Source organism: Archangium minus, from assembly GCF_044360475.1.
In the GTDB taxonomy this organism is placed as follows: Bacteria; Myxococcota; Myxococcia; order Myxococcales; family Myxococcaceae; genus Archangium; species Archangium minus.
Genome location: NZ_CP043494.1, coordinates 10413365 through 10429733 on the forward strand (window position 1 = coordinate 10413365; position 16369 = coordinate 10429733).

Here is a 16369-nt window from a genome sequence, read left to right on the forward strand (position 1 = left end):
CCCGGTGCCTTGCTCATGCCGCTGACCCTCCCTGCCCTGCCCTTGTTGCTCGCGCAGCTCCCCATCCCCGGCCTCGAACGGCAGCCGGAAAAGCCGGCCTCATCGGTGGATCCGAACTATTTCGAGCTGCTCGAGCGCAACAGCCACATCATCTACCCCGTCTTGGGACTCTTGGTGCTCGCGCTGGTGACGGTTGCCATCCTCCAGGCCACCAAGGCCCAGGATATGGATGGGGCCGTCAAGGCCGAGTTCAAGAAGCTCATCGTCGATGAGCTGCGGCGCTACCCCGCGGGCCTGGAGACTCCGGACCTGGCAGCGGCAACGGGGTTGGACCGCAGCAAGCTCGTACGGCTGTTGGATCAAATGCAGCAGGATGGCGTGCTCGTCTCGCACACCACCACGCAGCGCCAGACCGTGTGGCGGGTGAAGGGCATCGGCGGCCGGCACTGAGCGCCGCCGCCCCGGCCCGGCCTCACACCAGCTCGGACTTGGGCTGGCGGGTCATCAGCTCCACCACCGCGACGCGAGCGCTCTTGCCCTCGTAGGCGATGGCGTAGACCTGGTCGCAGATGGGCAGCTCCACCCCCACCCTGCGGGAGAGATCTCGCGCGCTCTTCGCCGTCTTCACGCCCTCGGCCACCTGCTTCATGTCTCCGAGGATCTCCTTCAGCGTGCGGCCCCGTCCCAGCTCCATCCCCACGTGCCGGTTGCGGCTGAGCTCGCCGGTGCAGGTGAGCACCAGGTCTCCCATGCCAGACAGGCCCGAGAGGGTGAGCGGGTTGCCGCCCTTGCGCACCGCCAGACGGGTGATCTCCGCCAGTCCGCGGGTGATGATGGCCGCACGCGCGTTGTGGCCCATGCCCAACCCGTCGGCGATGCCCGCCGCGATGGCAATGACGTTCTTCAGCGCGCCGCCGTACTGCACCCCCACCACATCACTGGAGGTATAGGAGCGGAACGTCTCCGTCTGCAGCGCCTTCTGGCAGCGCACCGCCACCTTCTCCCAATGCGAGGCGATGGTGACGACGGTGGGCATGCGCTGGGCCAGCTCCTTGGCGAAGCTGGGGCCGGAGAGCACGGCGATGTAGGGGTGGTACTCCTCCGGCAGGCAGTCCTCGAGCAGCTCCGTCATGGTGAGGAGCGTCTCGTTCTCGATGCCCTTGGCCACGGTGATGATGGGCACGTGCCGCGGCAGGTACGGCAGCGCCTGGGACACCACCTCGCGGGTGGCGTGGCTGGGCGTGGCCAGCACCACCATCTCCGAGCCCTCCAGCGTCTCCTGCAGGCTCGTCGTGGCCCGCACGCGCGGGGAGATGGGGATGCCAGGAAGGTAGGAGGCGTTTTCGTGGCGGGTGTTGATGGCCTCGGCGAGCGCGGCATCCCGGCCCCACAGGCCCACTTGCTCGCTGTTCACCGCGAGCACGTTGGCGAGGGCGGTACCGAAGGAGCCGGAGCCGATGACACTGGCGCGCATGGTGCGTATCTCCCAGGAACGAGGGGGGAGGCGCAGCTTAGACCACACCCCACCTCGGAACGAGGATTCCCAGCGGGCGGGCGGCGCAACGTCGGACAGCAAGCAGGCCGCACTTCCTCGTGGCCACCAGGGGGCCGGGTCGGTCTACCATCCGCCGCCTCACGGGAGTGAGCATGGGAGGAGGAAGTCCGGGATGAGGGCAGGCAGGGGCGCGGGAGTGGTGCTGGCACTGGTGCTCGGTGCGTGCCGATCGCGAAACGAGGGGACGAATGACGCGGGGGTGCTGCCTCCACCGAGCGCCCTCACCTGCGAGGGGCTCGTCGCCATCGAGGTCCGTGAATCCCTGCCCGGCTTCACCCTGAAGGAGGAGCGGCCCTGCCCGAGCTGTGGACCGCTCTGCATCTTCCAGTCCGCCGAGCAGAAGGACGTCACCGTCTCCATCGCCTACGACTGCCGCAAGCACTTCGAGGGAGAGGACGTACGGGCGCTGCTCGGGCCCACCCTGCGCGCGGGCGGCGTGGAGGTGCCCGCCATGGGCAAGGCCGCCGCCCGCCGCGAGCCCGCCCCCGGCATGCTCCAAGTCTCCGCCTGGGACGATGACACGCCCTGCGGCATCGTCGTCACCTGGCTGGGCAAGGACAAGGAGCGCGCGCTCGACATCGCTCGCACGACGCTCTTCACCACCACGAACGAGCGCCTCCTGCAGGCCGGCATGCCCCCAAGCGCCCCCCCGCCCCCGAGCACCCCCCCGCCCAACGCCACTGTTCCCGACGCCGGATGGCCCTGAGGCCACCGCGGCCACGTCACCCGCGGAGCACGTCCACCTCAAGCGCTGCTTCCTCTGGACTCGAGGCGCCCACCCAACCGGCGGTGGCCACGACGATGGACAGGAAGACCACGAGCATGGCGAGCGCGAGGGACAAGCCCACCACGTCCGCCACGAAGCCGACGAGCGGCGGGCCGGCCAGGAAGCCGCCATAGCCCGCCGTGGACATGGAGGCGATGGCCATTCCCGAGGGGACTCCCGGTGTGCGGCCCGCGGCGCTGAACAACAAGGGGATGATGTTGGACAGGCCCAGTCCCATGCAGCCAAACCCGACCACCGCGGCGAGGGGATGGTGGAGCAGCAGGGCCACTCCCAACCCCCCGGCGGCCAGCAACCCCCCGGCACGCAGCAGGGCCACGGGGCTGAAGGCCGCGGCCAGGCGATCTCCCAACAACCGCCCCGCGGTCATGGCCAGTGAGAACACGGCATAGCCCGCTCCCGCCATATACGCGTCGGCATGGAGTGCGTTGCGCAGGTAGACGGCGCTCCAGTCCGCCACCGCCCCCTCGGTGAGCAGGATGAGGAAGGCCAGGCCCCCCAACCACAACAGCGGCCCGCGTGGCAGCACGAAGAAGGGCGTGGAGCCAGCATGACCGGCCGAGCCCTGACCCAGGAAACGCGCGGCGGCGCCGACGAGCAGCAGCCCGCCTCCCGCGGCCCCCACCATATGCGCGGATGGGGAGAGGCCCGACTTGAGCACCAACATGGAGCACCCAGCGCCCGCCAGCCCCCCGAGACTGAACAGGGCATGCAGCGAGGAGAGGATGGGCCGGCCCATCCATCGCTCGATGGCCACGCCATGGGCGTTCATCGCCACGTCCATGGCGCCGTTGGCCGCGCCGAAGGCCAGCAACGACAGCACGAACAGGAACAGATCAGACGCGCGCACCGGCAGGGCCACCAGCACACAGAAAAGCAGGGAGCTGACGAGCGTCACCCGGCCGCTGCCCCACCTCTCGAGGAGCACCCCCGTGAGCGGCATGGACACCAGGGCCCCACCCGCGACAGCGAGCAGCGCCAGACCGAGCTCCGCGGTGCTCAGGCCCAACCGCGCCTGGACGGCGGGGATGTGCGGGACCCAGCTCGCGAAGGCGACGCCGTTGACGAAGAAGATGGTGGCGATGGCCACGCGCCGCACCAGGGCCAGCCGTGCGTCTACGGGAGCGTTCGTCGTGTTCGTGCTCATGCGCTCAGGATCCGGAGTGGGAGCTTGTGAAAGGGCGCGAGCTGCGCCTCGGTCCCGCTGGCCTCCGTCACCAGCGTGGTCAACCGGCTGACGGGAGCCACCACGAAGGGCGACACGGTCCCGAGCTTGTCCGCGGTGAGCACGGCGACGGTCTCGGCCGCGCTCTCGAGCATGGCCCGCTTGGTCGACGCTTCCTCGGCGTACGCGGTGGAGATGCCCACTTCAGCGTGCAGGCTGCACACGCCCAACAGGCAGAGATCCGCCCTCACCCGCCGCAAGGCCTCCACCGTCTCGGCGCCCACCACCGTCAGGGAGCCAGGGTGCAGGCGCCCCCCCACCAGATGAACCTCAAGCCCCCCATACTCCGCCAGCGCCACCGCCACCGCTGGGCTGGGAGTGACAATCGTGGCGCGCAGGTCCGATGGCAGGCTGCGAGTCACCTCCAGCAGGGTGGTGCCTCCGTCGAGGAACACCACCTGTCCGGAACGAATCAGCCCCGCCGCGATACGGGCGACGGCTTGCTTCTCCTGTTGGGGGACACCAAAGGCTCGGCCCACGGACCCCTGGGTGAGCGGCAGTGCCCCCCCATGCACCCTCTTGAGCAGGCCCGCTTCGTCCAAATCCCGCAGGTCCCTTCGGATGGTGTCCTCCGAAACCTGCAACATCCGGCACAAATCCGTAGCCAGCACCCGACCCCGCTGGCTGAGCTGTTCGAGAATCACGCGCCGCCGCTCCTCGGGGAGCAGGACCGGCGCTGGCGCCTCTGGGGAAGCGGAAGTTTGCGTGCTCATGCGTCCATTACCCTCATGGATGCGTGATTACGCCTGTTTCATGCGGGTTTCAACACGAATATGCGGGAACACCATCGCTCAACCGCTGGCTCATGCAGACTTCACGCATATTCCTGCAAGATAACGCATCCCCAGGCTCCTGAGAGAACGAAGTCGAGCACCCGTCCCACCATGGGGGTAAAGGAGGGGGGCCGTGTCGAGCTCTCAGCCCTCCATCATCCTCAGCTTCCGGCGCACGTTCGCGCTGCTCATTGTCCTGGTCGTGCTCCCGTCGGCTGGGCTCTCGGGCTTCGGAGTGGTGGCCATCATCAACGAGCGCGCCGCGGTGGAGAAACGGCTGGAGGCCGTCTGGCAGGGCACACTGGAATCGCTCGCGGAGGAGCTGCCCATGCTCCTGCGCTCCTCGCGCTTCGAGCTCGTGGACGGCAAGCCCCGGCTGGTGGCCCCCGGCGGGCGGCTGTTGTCCACCCAAGCCTCCTTCCGAGTCGAGGGCCAGCAGGTCACCACCAGCGACACGGAGCTCGCCGCGGCCCTGCAGGCGGTGAGGTTCTCAGCCTCGGACTTCCCGCCCGGCAGCTCGCGCTTCTCCCTCATGGTCGGCGGGCACGCCACGCTCATCGCCGCCGAGCGCCAGGGAGATGTGGTGCACGGTGTCCGCCTGGCCCAGGACGCGGTGGAGGAGATCCTCGACGAGCGAGCCGAGCGCTGGGTGTCCACCACCGAGCCCGTCCGGTTCGTCCTCGTCGCCCGCCATGAGTCCACGGGCGAGGGCCTCATGGGCAAGCTGGTGTCAGAGGTGGCACAGGCGCGGGCCAACGCGCTCGGACCTGCCGTGCTCGCCGAGCTGCTGCTGCCCCCGCCCCTGCAGGACTTCCGCCTGGGCGTGGTGCCCACGGGCGAGGACCCCGTGGCCCGCGCCTCCTACCGCAACCGCTTGCTGTACGTGGTGCTGCTCGGCCTCTTCTACGTCACCCTCACCTTCGGCGTCGTCTACACCGGCCGCGTGCTGTACCGCGAGGCGCGCCTGTCGCGCATGAAGACGGACTTCGTCTCCCTGGTGAGCCACGAGCTGCGCACCCCCGTCACCTCCATCCGCATGTTCATCGAGACGCTCGCCCTGGGCCGCGTGAAGGACCCCGCGCAGACGCAGGAGGTGCTCAAGATGCTCACCCAGGAGACGGAGCGGTTGAGCACGCTCGTGGACCGGGTGCTGGACTGGTCTCGCATCGAGAGCGGCCGCAAGGAGTACCACCGGGAAACGCTGCCCGTGCCGGTGGTGGTGGAGACCGCCGTGTCCGCCTTCCGGGCCCAGCGCCTGGAGGGTGACATGCAGCTCACCGTCGACGTACCCGAGCACCTGCCCCCGGTCCAGGTGGACCGCGTCTCCATCGCCGGCGCCCTGCTCAACCTGCTGCAGAATGCCTACAAGTACAGCCGGGAGGACAAGCGCATCGCACTCTCCGTCCGGGCGAGTCGACGCTGGGTGGACCTCACGGTGGAGGACCACGGGATGGGCATCGCGCGGCAAGACCGCAAACGCATCTTCGAGCGCTTCTACCGGGTGGACAACCTGCTCACGCGAAAGACGGAAGGCAGTGGACTGGGACTGGCCATCGCCAAGCGCATCGTAGAGGCTCACGGCGGGCGCATCACCCTGAAGAGCGAGCTGGGAAAGGGCAGCCGCTTCACCATCCAGCTTCCGGTGCACAAGGTATGAGCGACAAGCCAACACGCATCCTGGTGGTGGAGGACGACCTGGCCATCCTCGCCGGGCTCTCCATGAACCTGAAGTTCGAGGGCTACGAGGTCCTCCAGGCCCAGGACGGCCGACAAGGGCTGGCACGCGCGCTCGACGAGACGCCGGACCTGATGGTGTTGGACCTGATGCTGCCCGAGCTCAACGGCTTCGAGGTGCTCAAGGAGCTGCGCCAGCGCGGCCGGGACACGCCCGTGGTCGTGCTCAGCGCCAAGGGAGCGGAGCCAGACAAGATTCTGGGCCTCAACCTGGGCGCGGACGACTACGTGGTGAAGCCCTTCGGGCTGGCGGAGCTGCTCGCGCGCATCAAGGCGGTGCTGCGCCGGCGCTACCCTGCCTCGGGGCAGCCGCCACCGGTGGGCTTCGGGGACGTGCAGGTGGACCTGAACGCCAAGACGGTCACACGCGGCGACAAGCCCGTGGAGCTGACGGCGCAGGAGTTCAAGCTGCTGGCCCACTTCCTCGCGCACCCGGGGCGCACCTTCAGCCGCGAGGAGCTGCTGAGCGCCGCCTGGGGCTACGACTACGAGGGCAGCGCCCGCACGGTGGACAACTTCATGCGCCAGCTCCGGCTCAAGCTGGAGCTGGACCCCGAGCAGCCCCGACACTTCCTCACCGTGAGGGGACTCGGCTACCGCTTCGACCGCTGAGCACCCCCCGAGCCGCCGCGTCCGCTGCCGGACAGTTCCGGCAGTTCACCAGATGGCTCCCGCCCGAAGGCTTCTTATGGGTTGCGGGTGGGTTCAGCTCCTTCGAAAACATGGCCTGTCATCCTGGCCGCGTGGGTCGCCGTGACAGTGGCGGGAACGGCTCACGCGACGGAGACGGACCAGTACTTCGCCATCGACAAGCCGCCGCGGGACTCCCTGGAGGTCCTCAACGAGAAGGTCAACCGCGACATCCTCGGCGCCCTGGCGCTTGTGAACCGGACCGGGTCCTGGGAGAAAGCCTCCTGCGAGGACGTCTCCCACCGCATCTACCAGCGCTTCCGCATCATCGGGCTCCATAAAATCGAGCTCTGGGCGGAGAACACCCCCCGCATCGACCGGAAGCCCCTCAAGGCGGATTACGACCGGTTCCAGGAGACCTCGTCCCTCTACCGCAACGAGCGCCTCTGGGACTGGGGCCTCTACTTCGGGATCAAGGCCACGTTCAACGTCGCCGGCGTCCACATGGGCGCCGACAAGCTCTCCCACTTCTTCCAGACAGGGTGGAAGTACAACAAGCGCTACCACGCCTACCGCGAAGCAGGGGTCCCCGAACGGGAAGCGCTCGAGCGGGTGATTCGCTACGGGGTGGGCACGGAGAAGGGCTCCCTCGGCCTGACGACCACGGGGGTCTTCTCGTTCGCCGACCTCGAGGCCAACTACCAGGGGTTCCTCTTCTACCGGAGCCTGTGCCAGGACGAGAACCCGCGGCTCGTGAAGACCCCCGAGGGCTGGCGGTTGCAGCGTCCGTTCGACTGGCGCGAGTACGTCTCTCCGCAGCTCGACGAGAGCGTCAACAACTCCGCCTTCACGTCGAAGCGCTGGAGCGAGGTCCGCGCCATCCTGCAGCGGGATTACTGCCCACGGCTCGACAGTGACGTGTTCCAGGAGCACTACCGGCGCTACGCGCGTTACCCGCGCCACGCGGATGACTTCAACGTCCGCTACGTCCAGGAGCTGATCGCCCAGGGTGAGGTCCCTCCACAGGAGGACCACTCCCTCTGGGCCGCCTGCGGCCGGAGCCGGCCGGACTTCGGTACCAACGAAGAGAAGGCGCCAGAGGACGCGCTGGCGACGAGTGCCAATCCGGCGCCACCCCGATACGAGGCCCCGCGTGTCGACGAGCCGCTCCTTCGACCCTTGTTCGAGGTCGGCGTGGGCGGGCTCCGTTTCTCCGGCTCCGATTGGAGCGTCCTGCTCCAAACACAGTTCGTGCTCCGGGAGACCGTGGTCCCCGAAGACACGTGGGACGCCGTGCGGCTCCCGGAGTACCAGCTGTGGGCCTCGCTCGACGGGAGGCTCGCAGTAAGTCCTGGCCCGCGAGGAAGCCTGTCCTATGCCGACCTCCGCTTCGCACCGGCGGAACGGCGTGTGGAGATGAACAACGCGGACACCGGTGACACGCTGTCCGCCGGTGTGGCGTGGGCCCCGATGCGGCTCACTCGGTTCACTGGAATGGACCGGAGCTGGGGCCTCGAGCTCTCCGTCGCCGGAGCCCGCGCGAAGACGGGGACGAGCCTCGGCGAACAGCAGCGGCTCCGGGTGTTCGCGTCCGTGGCGCTGGACGCAGTCGGCTACAAGGGGGCCCTCCACCTCTCCAACCTGGGCACCTTCCATGGCGTGCACGTCGCTACCCTGGCGGCAGAAGCCGGCGCGGAGTGGCTTCTCACCCGACAGCTCCGGCTCGGACTCGTCCTGGGCGGCAACGCGGGCATCAGCCTGGGGTGGCTCCGCGGGGGCGGTGGATTCTCGGCCCCCTCGGACCTCGGGGCCTACGCCGAGGGCCAGGTGGACGTGACGAGCACCTTCCGCCTGTTCGCCCGCGGCCAGCTCGACGCCCTCCGGGAGCCCGCCCACCAACGGACCCTCTCCGCGCCCGCCTTCCTCACAGGCGCCGCGGTCAGGTTCTGAGCAGTCCCCTACCCGTCCACCACGCCGATGTGCCGCGAGTCCTCCGGGTCGAACGGCTTACCGTCGAACCGCCCATACCGCTCGCGAGGCGTGAGCCCACAGGCCTTCATCGCCTCGTCCAGTTCCTCCACAGAGAAGGGCTTCAGCTTGAGGCGGCGGATGCCGAGCGGCGTCCCGGGCTGCCGGCGCTCACGCAGGTGGAAGGCGAACACCGGCCGGCGCGGCTCAAGGGCGGCACCCGGCTCGTCCTCATCCGTGTCCCGAGAAGGGGCGGGCTCGGCAGGCGGGTTGAGCACGTCGTAGGCGAAGACGCCCCCGGGCTCCAGGTGGTGGCGCACCGTGGCCAGGAAGGCCTCGAGGTCCTCGTGCGAGCCCATCAGCCCCAGGGCGTGCTGGGGCGCGAGCACCACGGGGAAGCGCTCGGGCAGGCGCAGCGAGCGCGGATCCGCGTTCAGGAAGCGCATGCGGCCAGACACCTCGGGAGTCTCCGAGGCCCGGAGCTCCTCGGCGGCCCGCACCATCCGCTCGGACGGATCCACGCCGAGCACGGACAGGCCGGCCTCCGCCAGCGCCCAGGCCACCCGTCCGTTGGCCGAGCCCAGCACCAGCACGGACCCACCATGCCCAGTCGCCTGACGGGTATAGAAGAGGATGTCGGGCTCTTGCCCCACGAGAGAGAGCGGCGTGCGACCGCGCGTGTCGTTTCCGGCCATTGCTTTTCCGCAGTAGCACGGTTGGAGGCGCAAAGGGGTTAGGACCCTGCCGCTCTTGGGCACTCGCCTACCCAAACGCTGTCCGGGAGCGGACGCATGGGCCCTTCCAGAAGACAGGTCAGGCTGGCCCACGGCTTGCGATGCGAGGAGTTGAGGGTGCCCGGTGGGCACCTGAATTCCACAGAGAACGGGTGGGCAGGAACATGAAGGGTGGATGGCGGTGGGCGGCGGCGCTCGTCGTGACGGGCGCGGTGTGGGCGGGCTGCACGCAGACGGAGAAGCACCATGACGAGTCCGAGCAGGGCAACCCCGGGCTAGACACGCCCCGGGAGGACAGGGACGGCACGAGCAAGCCGCCTCCCGACGCGGGCACGGAGACAGATGGTGGCGTGAGCCCCGACGCGGGCACCCAGACGCCTGATTCGGGCACTCCCGATTCGGGCACTCCCGATTCGGGCACGCCGAAGCCGCCTCCCATCGAGGAGGCGATCAACTTCCCCACGACCTCGGGCTGGCAGTTCTTCGGCACCCAGCACGGAGGGCCCCGGCGCGTCTACGGCGTGACGGCGGATGAGGGCGGCAACGTCTGGGTCGCCGGCGGCGAGGACGGCCTCTTCCTGCTCCGTCCGGGCGCCACCACATTCCAGCGCTTCACGATGGCGGAGGGCCTGCGGCCCTACGGCTTCATGGCCGACGGCAGCGAGCCACCGGGTGAGAAGTACCTGAAGGTCATCTCGGTGGCGGGCGGCCCCGCCGGCACCGTCTTCGTGGGCTACGAGGGCAGGCCCGGCAAGAACGGGGATCACTGCGAGAACAACTGGGACCGCACGGACGGCATCGCTCCGGACCCGTCCCGCTACAAGAGCGGCGACGCGGACAAGGTGACGCTGCGCCCGGATGGCACCCTCGAGGTCGTCCACTACGACATCTTCTCGGGCCCCAACGTGGTGAAGGACGAGAAGCGCGGCCGCGAGAAGCTCTGCAACATCCTGCGCATCGCCTACGACAAGAACACCCAGAGCGTCTGGTTCGGCGGCAACCACGGCTTCGCTCGGGGCGATGCCCGCTTCACCGGCAACAACACCTGCAACGGGCAGCTCTCCTGCACTGGCGTGTACGAGCACGTGCACCCGGCCATCAACGCCATCGGTGATACGGGCAACGGCGTCCTCCTCACCGACGCCTACTACGGCGTGGCGGTGCACTCGAGCGGCGATGCCTTCTTCGGCGGCGCCAACCGCTCGACGCGCTTCCGCTACGGTACCAATGGCTTCAGCTACTGGACGGCGCAGTCGATGACCGAGGATGCGCCCTACGCCTGGAACCGCTTCGACATCTGGCCCGACAAGGTGGGCGAGCCCAACATGTCCCTGCCCGGGGACCGCATCGACGACAACGTCTCCGCCATGGCCGTGGCGGGTGACACCGTCTGGGTGAGCTCCTTCACCCGCGGGCTCGCGCGGATGAACGCGGAAGGCGGTGACTTCCAGTACGTCAAACTCCCCGTGTCCGAGCTGTCCTCGGTGGCGGTGGACCCGCAGGATGGCAGCGTGTGGACCGGTACCCGCTGGCTCGGCATCATCTACCGGGTGAAGGGCGGCAGCGTGCAGACCTACGGCTGCAACGAGTTCGAAAACCGGCTCTGCAACAGCCGCATCGCCGATATCCAGGTGGACCGCTCCGGCGGCAGGCGTCGCATCCTCGTGGGCTTCATGGGCTACGACGTCACCAGCGTGCCCGGCGCCATCGGCATCTACACCGGGGACTGAGACGGTCCTCGATACCCTCACCCCGTCCCTCTCCCAGAGGGAGAGGGGTGGGGGCTCAGCTCAGGCGCAGGTGAACGACCAGCGGCACTTGTTCGAGAGGCACTCGCGGTCGTACGCGCACGCCGCTCCCCTCGACTTCTTGTCCTGGCACTTGCCCGAGTTCGTTCCCCAGCCACAGTACTGGCTGCTCGCACAGTGCGAATCGCTGTCGCACAGGCACGTGCCCGTGGGGTTCAGGTAGCAGTCCGCACCGCACCGCCCCGTCGTGCACTCGTTATCCGACTTGCAGCTCTGCCCGTACGCCTTTGAGTTCGGCGTGTAGCACCAGCCCACCGTGTCCGCACAGCCGCCGCACTCCCCGGACAGGCACTGCCCATCCCGGCTGCACGAGGCCCAGTCCGCCTTCTTCGGCACGCAGTCGTTGTCTCCCGGGTTGGCCGGAATCTCGTCCTGGCAGTAGGCCGAGGCGCCGCAGTCCCCGTCATCGTTGCACACGCAGCGTCCATCGAAGGTGGAGCACAGCACCGAGGTGCACTGATCGCTGATGCACTCCGCGTCGAAGCGGCAGCCCTCATTCAGCACCTTCGTGTCCGGCGCGTAGGCAATCCCGCACACGGTGGGGTAGCGCGCCTCACGCACAGACTTGTCCTCGTAGGGAGCCACCCCGCTCGTGTCGATGTCCGAGGCCGCGTCCGCCATCCCCGTGCGCGGACCGTTCGCCCGCTCCCACATGCGGATGTACAGCTCCGCCGAGTTGGCGAGCCCCTCCGTCTGCGCCCCCACCCGCCCCAGGTCCTTCAGCAGGTCCGGCAGCAGGCCCACGTGCGCCAGGCCGTACTCATCAAAGTCCGTGCCCAACCGCCCCGGCCCGGACAGCACCTGCTGACGCGCCTGCTCATCCGCCTCCGCCTGGAAGGTGGCCGAGCACGCACCATGCGACCCAAAACGCGGCCGCGTCTGCTGGATGAAGCCGTTGAGGTCCGCGCCAAAGGCCATGGGCATCTTCAACCCCTGGCGGCCGAACTCGTACGCCTGCGCCAGCGAGCGGGTGGAGCCGTGACAGTTGTTGGCCACGCCAGACTTCGTGTACGTGCGCGTCTCGTCGTGCGCCGTGCGCAGACCGAAGATGCCGCCCGTCTGCCGCAGGGCGCGCACCACCCACGCCGGCGTCGTCTTCTCGTCGTCCGCCAGCTTCGGGTTCATCACCTCGCGGAAGTGGCCGTGCGACACATAGAGCGGGTAGTAGCTGTTGGCCTGGGCGAGCGCGATGGAGTCCTGCACGCCCTTCTCCCCCATGTGCGCCAGGTCGATGAGCATCCCCTTGGCCATCATCGCCTGCACCAGCGCCTTGCCATCCGCGGTGAGCCCCTTGGTGTTACGGCAGTTGCCCGCCGCGTCCCGGGCCACGTCGAAGCCGAGCGTGAAGTCCTTCGTCGTCGTGCCGCAGTCGAAGTCGATGTGGCAGTTCTCGAGGAACTGGGCCGCATGGAACAGGGGGTTGTGCAGCGCCGCGCCGCCGAAGCGGTTGTCCAGCTGGTGCACCGGCTGGAGGGTGCGCACGCCCAGCGCGTAGAAGCGATCCAGCTCGCTGCGCCAGTCCTTGTTGCCGAAGAGGTTGCTCGTCTCGATGGAGAGCACCATCGCCAGCTTCCCGGAGGAGATGATGCTGCGCGCGTGCGCGGGCGACAGGGCGATCTCCGCCCAGTCCGTGCGCGCATCGAAATCCCGAGCCATCTGGAGCTGCACCTCGACATCCGCCATCTCATCGCACGGGCGCTTGAGGTTCTGATACGGCAGCACCTTGCACAGGAACTGGTTGCTCACCAGCGACACCACCACCAGCGACATGCCGCCCTGGTGAGCCTGCTTCAGCCAGCCGTCCCAGGACTGTTGGTGCGCGAGCGTGTCCCAGCGGGGCCACTCGGTGCGCACCTCGCGCCGGCCCAGGTGCAGCCCCGTGTCCCCTTCCGTGCCCTCAATCTTGCCGATGAACTCCGAGCCCACCGCGCCACCGATGCCGAAGAGGTCGGCGAGCACAGGGACACCGCGCAGGTCCACGCTGCCCGAGTTGGGGCACAGCTTCAGCATCTCGCTCAGGTCCATGCGCACGCGGGCATGGTCACTCTCCGGCGCGCCGCCGTCACAACGCTCCAGCGCGCCGGTGTGGCTCCCGTGGAACCAACCGCCGCCAAAGGCCTCCTCGGCGAACATGTGGTGGTGCAGCTCCGCGAAGCCGCTCACGCCGAGCCCCCGCGCGGCCGTGGCGACTGGAGCAGGTTCGGGCTCCTGCGCTACGGGACCGCAGCCCTGCGCCAGCGCGAGTGCCAGCGCCAGCACGGCCTTGGACCGAATAGGGAATTCCATGAAAAATCTCCTTTAACTGGAATCCCTACTCATAACCCCTCTCGGGCCCTGAATTGAAGAGGGGGGGCCCGAAAATGGCGCGGCGGTGTCAGCGCGCGGCGCGCCGCCGCTCGAAGCCCAGGCGCCACCCTACTTCGACAGCGTGCGGTATTTCTCGAACAGGGCGTGCTGGCGGCTGGTGAGCGGCACCTGCCGGCCTGCTTGCCACATGCCCAGGGGGCGGCTGCTCAACTCCAACGGATCCCCATTCCACAGCACCAGGTCCGCCACCTGTCCCGCCGCCACCTGACCGCCCTCCACTCCGAACGCCTCCGTCACGTTCGAGGTGATGGCGCGCAGTGCGTCCGCGTACGGCATCCCCCACGCCACCGCATTGCCCGCCTCCTGCGCCAGCGTGCGCACCATGTGCGGCTCACCCAGGGTGGAGAAGAGCACCTTCACCCCCGCCGCGTTCAGCAGCGCCGCCGCGTCCAGCCGGCTGTTCAGCCCATCGAAGTTCGAAGGCAGGTTCTGCGTGGGCTGCAGGATGACCGGCACCTTCGCCGCCACCAGCTCCGGCGCCACCATCCACGCCTCGCGCCCTCCGGCGATCAGCACCTTCAGCCCGAACTCGCGCCCGAGCGCCAGCGCCGCCCGGATGTCCGACACCCGGTTCGCCGTCACCACCACCGGCAGCGTCCCCGCCAACACCGGCTGCAACGACTCCAAGTCCAACCGGCTCGCCGACAGCGTGCGCATGCGGTTCTGCTCGAAGTCGCTCTTGCGCTTGTTGTACTCGCGCGCGTCGAACAGCAGCTCGCGCAACCGCTCGAGCACCAGCGAGCGAGGGCCCGACACCGCGTCCCGGCCGCTCACGCCCAGGTTGATGTGCAGGGCCAGCGGCGCACGGCGCACCGTGCCGTCTGTCGTCACCCACGCACTCTGTCCGGACACCAGCCCGCCCATGGGCACCACGCCCGCCGTGGTGACTCCGCCCAGCCGCGCCACGGGGAACGTCTCCGCTGCCGGGTTGAGACTGTCCACGGCCCGCAGCGCCGCGCGGATCGGCTCCTTCACCGCCTCGCCCCGCAGCGAGTCATCCACCGTGGTCTCCTCCGCTCCAATCTCCACCACGCCCAGGCTGGTGAGCGGATCCACGAAGCCCGGCGTCAGCACCCGGCCCTTGCCCTCCACCGTGCGGCACCCCGAGGGCACCGCGCCAGCCGCCCCCGTCTCCACCCGCGTCACCTTCCCGTTCTCCACCACCACCGAGGCATGCGCCATCCACGTGCCGTTGGAGAGCACAGCCACATCCTGGAAGGCGGTGCACGTGGCCTCGGCCTTCAGCTCGAGGAGCCGGGCGCACGCCGCGTCCTTCGAGGGCTCGCAGCGCACGTCCAGCCCCGCGTCCTTCAGGACCGGCAACGCCGAGGGCTGCGCCACCAACCTCGCCGAGGCCTCCATGCGCTCGCCCAGCTCGAAGTCGCTCGCATTCACGGCGCCCTGGGCCGCGTCATAGGTGACGACCCCGTCCGCCCAGACACGCTGCGCGCGGGCGTAGACGGACAGCGGGTGGCTCTTCCACAGCACCACGTCCGCCATCTTCCCCGGCTCCAGCGAGCCCGTCTTGTCCTCCACTCCCATCACCCACGCGGGGTGGAGCGTCACCCAGCGCAGCGCCTCCTCCTCGGAGATGGGGACACCGGACTCGCGCGCTCGCCACAGGGCCTTGCCCGCCTCCTGGTTGAGCCGCTGAATGCCCAGCGCCGAGTCCGAGTGGATGACGGCGCGCCCGCCCGCCTGCGACACCAGGGCCGCGTTCTCGGGAATCCCGTCCCAGGCCTCCATCTTGAAGCCCCACCAGTCCGCCCACGTGGCCACCGCCACCTGCTTCGCCGCCAGCTGGTCGCGCAGCTTGTAGGCCTCCAGTGAGTGGTGGAAGGCGCGGATGGAGAAGCCGAACTCGTCGGCCACCTGGAGCATCACCGCCATCTCGTCCGCTCGGTAGCAGTGGTTCTGCACGAGGATGTTGCCGCGCAGCACCTCGGCCAGCGTCTCCATCTGCAAATCACGCAGCGGCGCGGGCCCGGACTCCTCGGGCTTCTTCGCGTGCTTCTTCTTCCAGTCGTCCTGGCGCTCCATGTACTCGCGCGCCTTGGCGAAGGCCTGGCGATAGCCGGCCACGTTGCCCATGCGCGTGGAGGGCGCGCGGTGCTGGCCCGCGCCATAGACGCGACGCGGGTTCTCACCGCACGCCATCTTCAGACCGTCCTTCGCACCGGGGAAGCGCATCTCCGCCGCCGAGCGTCCGAAGTGCAGCTTCACCGGGAAGCCACGGCCTCCGATGAGGTTGGCGCTGCCAGGCAGCACCAGCATGGACGTGATGCCGCCCGCCGCCGCTCGGCGCAGCCCCGGGTCCTGCGGCCAGAAGGAGTGCTCGGCGGAGACCTCGGCCGTCACGGGGGCCGTGGCCTCGTTGCCGTCACTGGTGGAGCTGGTCTCCGGCGAGGCGTACACGCCCAAGTGGCTGTGAGCATCGATGATGCCCGGCGTCACGTAGAGGCCCGTGCCATCCACCTCCTCGGCTCCGGGTGGGGTGGCCACCTCCGCGTTGCGGCCCACGGCGACAATCTTCCCGTCCGCGAAGGCGATGGCGCCGTCCTCGATGGCCGGCCCCGAGGCGGGCATCACCGTGGCGTGCCGCACCACCACCGCGCGCTCCTGACGGAAGGCGGACGCCGGTGCGGAGGGGCTCGCGGTGGTGGACCCAGTGGAGCCAGGCCCAGTCGAAGTGTTGGGGGCTGGAGAAACGGTCGCGCAGGAGGTCAACAACAGCAGTGAGAGGTGGCGATAGCGCATGGCGGCCCTCGTATCACGATAGAATCCGGGGCGC

The 16369-nt window shown here is 69.0% G+C and carries 12 protein-coding genes; 6 read left to right on the top strand and 6 right to left on the bottom strand.

All coding sequences use genetic code 11. The features are described 5' to 3' along the window. Window positions 1-15: 15 nt before the first annotated feature. Window positions 16-450, top strand: a complete 435-nt coding sequence (locus F0U60_RS42640; protein WP_395808721.1) for a hypothetical protein — start codon at window positions 16-18, stop codon at window positions 448-450. 22 nt (window positions 451-472) lie between these two features. Here F0U60_RS42640 and F0U60_RS42645 read toward each other — a convergent pair whose 3' ends face one another. Next, window positions 473-1474 (bottom strand): NAD(P)H-dependent glycerol-3-phosphate dehydrogenase, encoded by a 1002-nt coding sequence (locus tag F0U60_RS42645; protein ID WP_395808723.1) that lies wholly within the window; start codon window positions 1472-1474, stop codon window positions 473-475. 193 nt (window positions 1475-1667) lie between these two features. On the opposite strand from F0U60_RS42645, the gene F0U60_RS42650 reads away from it, so the two are divergent. Then, entirely contained in the window at window positions 1668-2261 is a 594-nt protein-coding gene (locus F0U60_RS42650) for a hypothetical protein (protein ID WP_395808725.1), read from the top strand. 16 nt (window positions 2262-2277) lie between these two features. Here the strand turns inward: F0U60_RS42650 and F0U60_RS42655 are convergent, their stop codons facing one another. Beyond that, window positions 2278-3486, bottom strand: a complete 1209-nt coding sequence (locus F0U60_RS42655; RefSeq protein ID WP_395808727.1) for an MFS transporter — start codon at window positions 3484-3486, stop codon at window positions 2278-2280. Continuing rightward, window positions 3483-4277, bottom strand: coding sequence for a DeoR/GlpR family DNA-binding transcription regulator (locus F0U60_RS42660; protein ID WP_395808729.1), 795 nt, complete (start codon window positions 4275-4277; stop codon window positions 3483-3485). Before F0U60_RS42660 ends, F0U60_RS42655 begins: the two co-directional genes overlap by 4 nt. A 193-nt stretch (window positions 4278-4470) precedes the next feature. Between F0U60_RS42660 and F0U60_RS42665 the strand changes: the two genes are divergently transcribed. The 3 genes from F0U60_RS42665 to F0U60_RS42675 all read left to right on the top strand — a co-directional run bounded on the left by F0U60_RS42665 (window position 4471) and on the right by F0U60_RS42675 (window position 8651). After that, the gene (locus F0U60_RS42665; RefSeq protein ID WP_395808731.1) at window positions 4471-5994 is read left to right on the top strand and encodes a sensor histidine kinase; all 1524 of its coding nucleotides are present in this window, start codon (window positions 4471-4473) and stop codon (window positions 5992-5994) included. Beyond that, the gene (locus F0U60_RS42670) at window positions 5991-6683 is read left to right on the top strand and encodes a response regulator transcription factor (protein WP_395808733.1); all 693 of its coding nucleotides are present in this window, start codon (window positions 5991-5993) and stop codon (window positions 6681-6683) included. The genes F0U60_RS42665 and F0U60_RS42670 overlap by 4 nt, the downstream gene beginning before the upstream one ends. Window positions 6684-6824: 141 nt before the next feature. Beyond that, complete coding sequence (locus F0U60_RS42675; protein ID WP_395808735.1) at window positions 6825-8651, top strand: hypothetical protein; 1827 nt, start codon at window positions 6825-6827, stop codon at window positions 8649-8651. Between the two features lie 8 nt (window positions 8652-8659). Here F0U60_RS42675 and F0U60_RS42680 read toward each other — a convergent pair whose 3' ends face one another. Further along, window positions 8660-9364, bottom strand: coding sequence for a class I SAM-dependent methyltransferase (locus F0U60_RS42680; RefSeq protein WP_395808737.1), 705 nt, complete (start codon window positions 9362-9364; stop codon window positions 8660-8662). A 203-nt stretch (window positions 9365-9567) separates the two neighbouring features. Between F0U60_RS42680 and F0U60_RS42685 the strand changes: the two genes are divergently transcribed. Further along, window positions 9568-11133: a hypothetical protein gene (locus F0U60_RS42685; protein ID WP_395808739.1), complete on the top strand. Its 1566-nt coding sequence runs from the start codon at window positions 9568-9570 to the stop codon at window positions 11131-11133. A 60-nt stretch (window positions 11134-11193) separates the two neighbouring features. On the opposite strand, the gene F0U60_RS42690 is transcribed toward F0U60_RS42685, so the two are convergent. Both F0U60_RS42690 and F0U60_RS42695 read right to left on the bottom strand, forming a co-directional pair. Further along, a complete protein-coding gene (locus tag F0U60_RS42690) occupies window positions 11194-13497 on the bottom strand; it encodes a membrane dipeptidase (RefSeq protein ID WP_395808741.1) in 2304 nt (767 codons plus the stop codon). Between the two features lie 129 nt (window positions 13498-13626). Continuing rightward, on the bottom strand, window positions 13627-16335 hold the full coding sequence (locus F0U60_RS42695; RefSeq protein WP_395808743.1) for an amidohydrolase family protein: 2709 nt from the start codon (window positions 16333-16335) through the stop codon (window positions 13627-13629). Window positions 16336-16369: the final 34 nt, after the last annotated feature.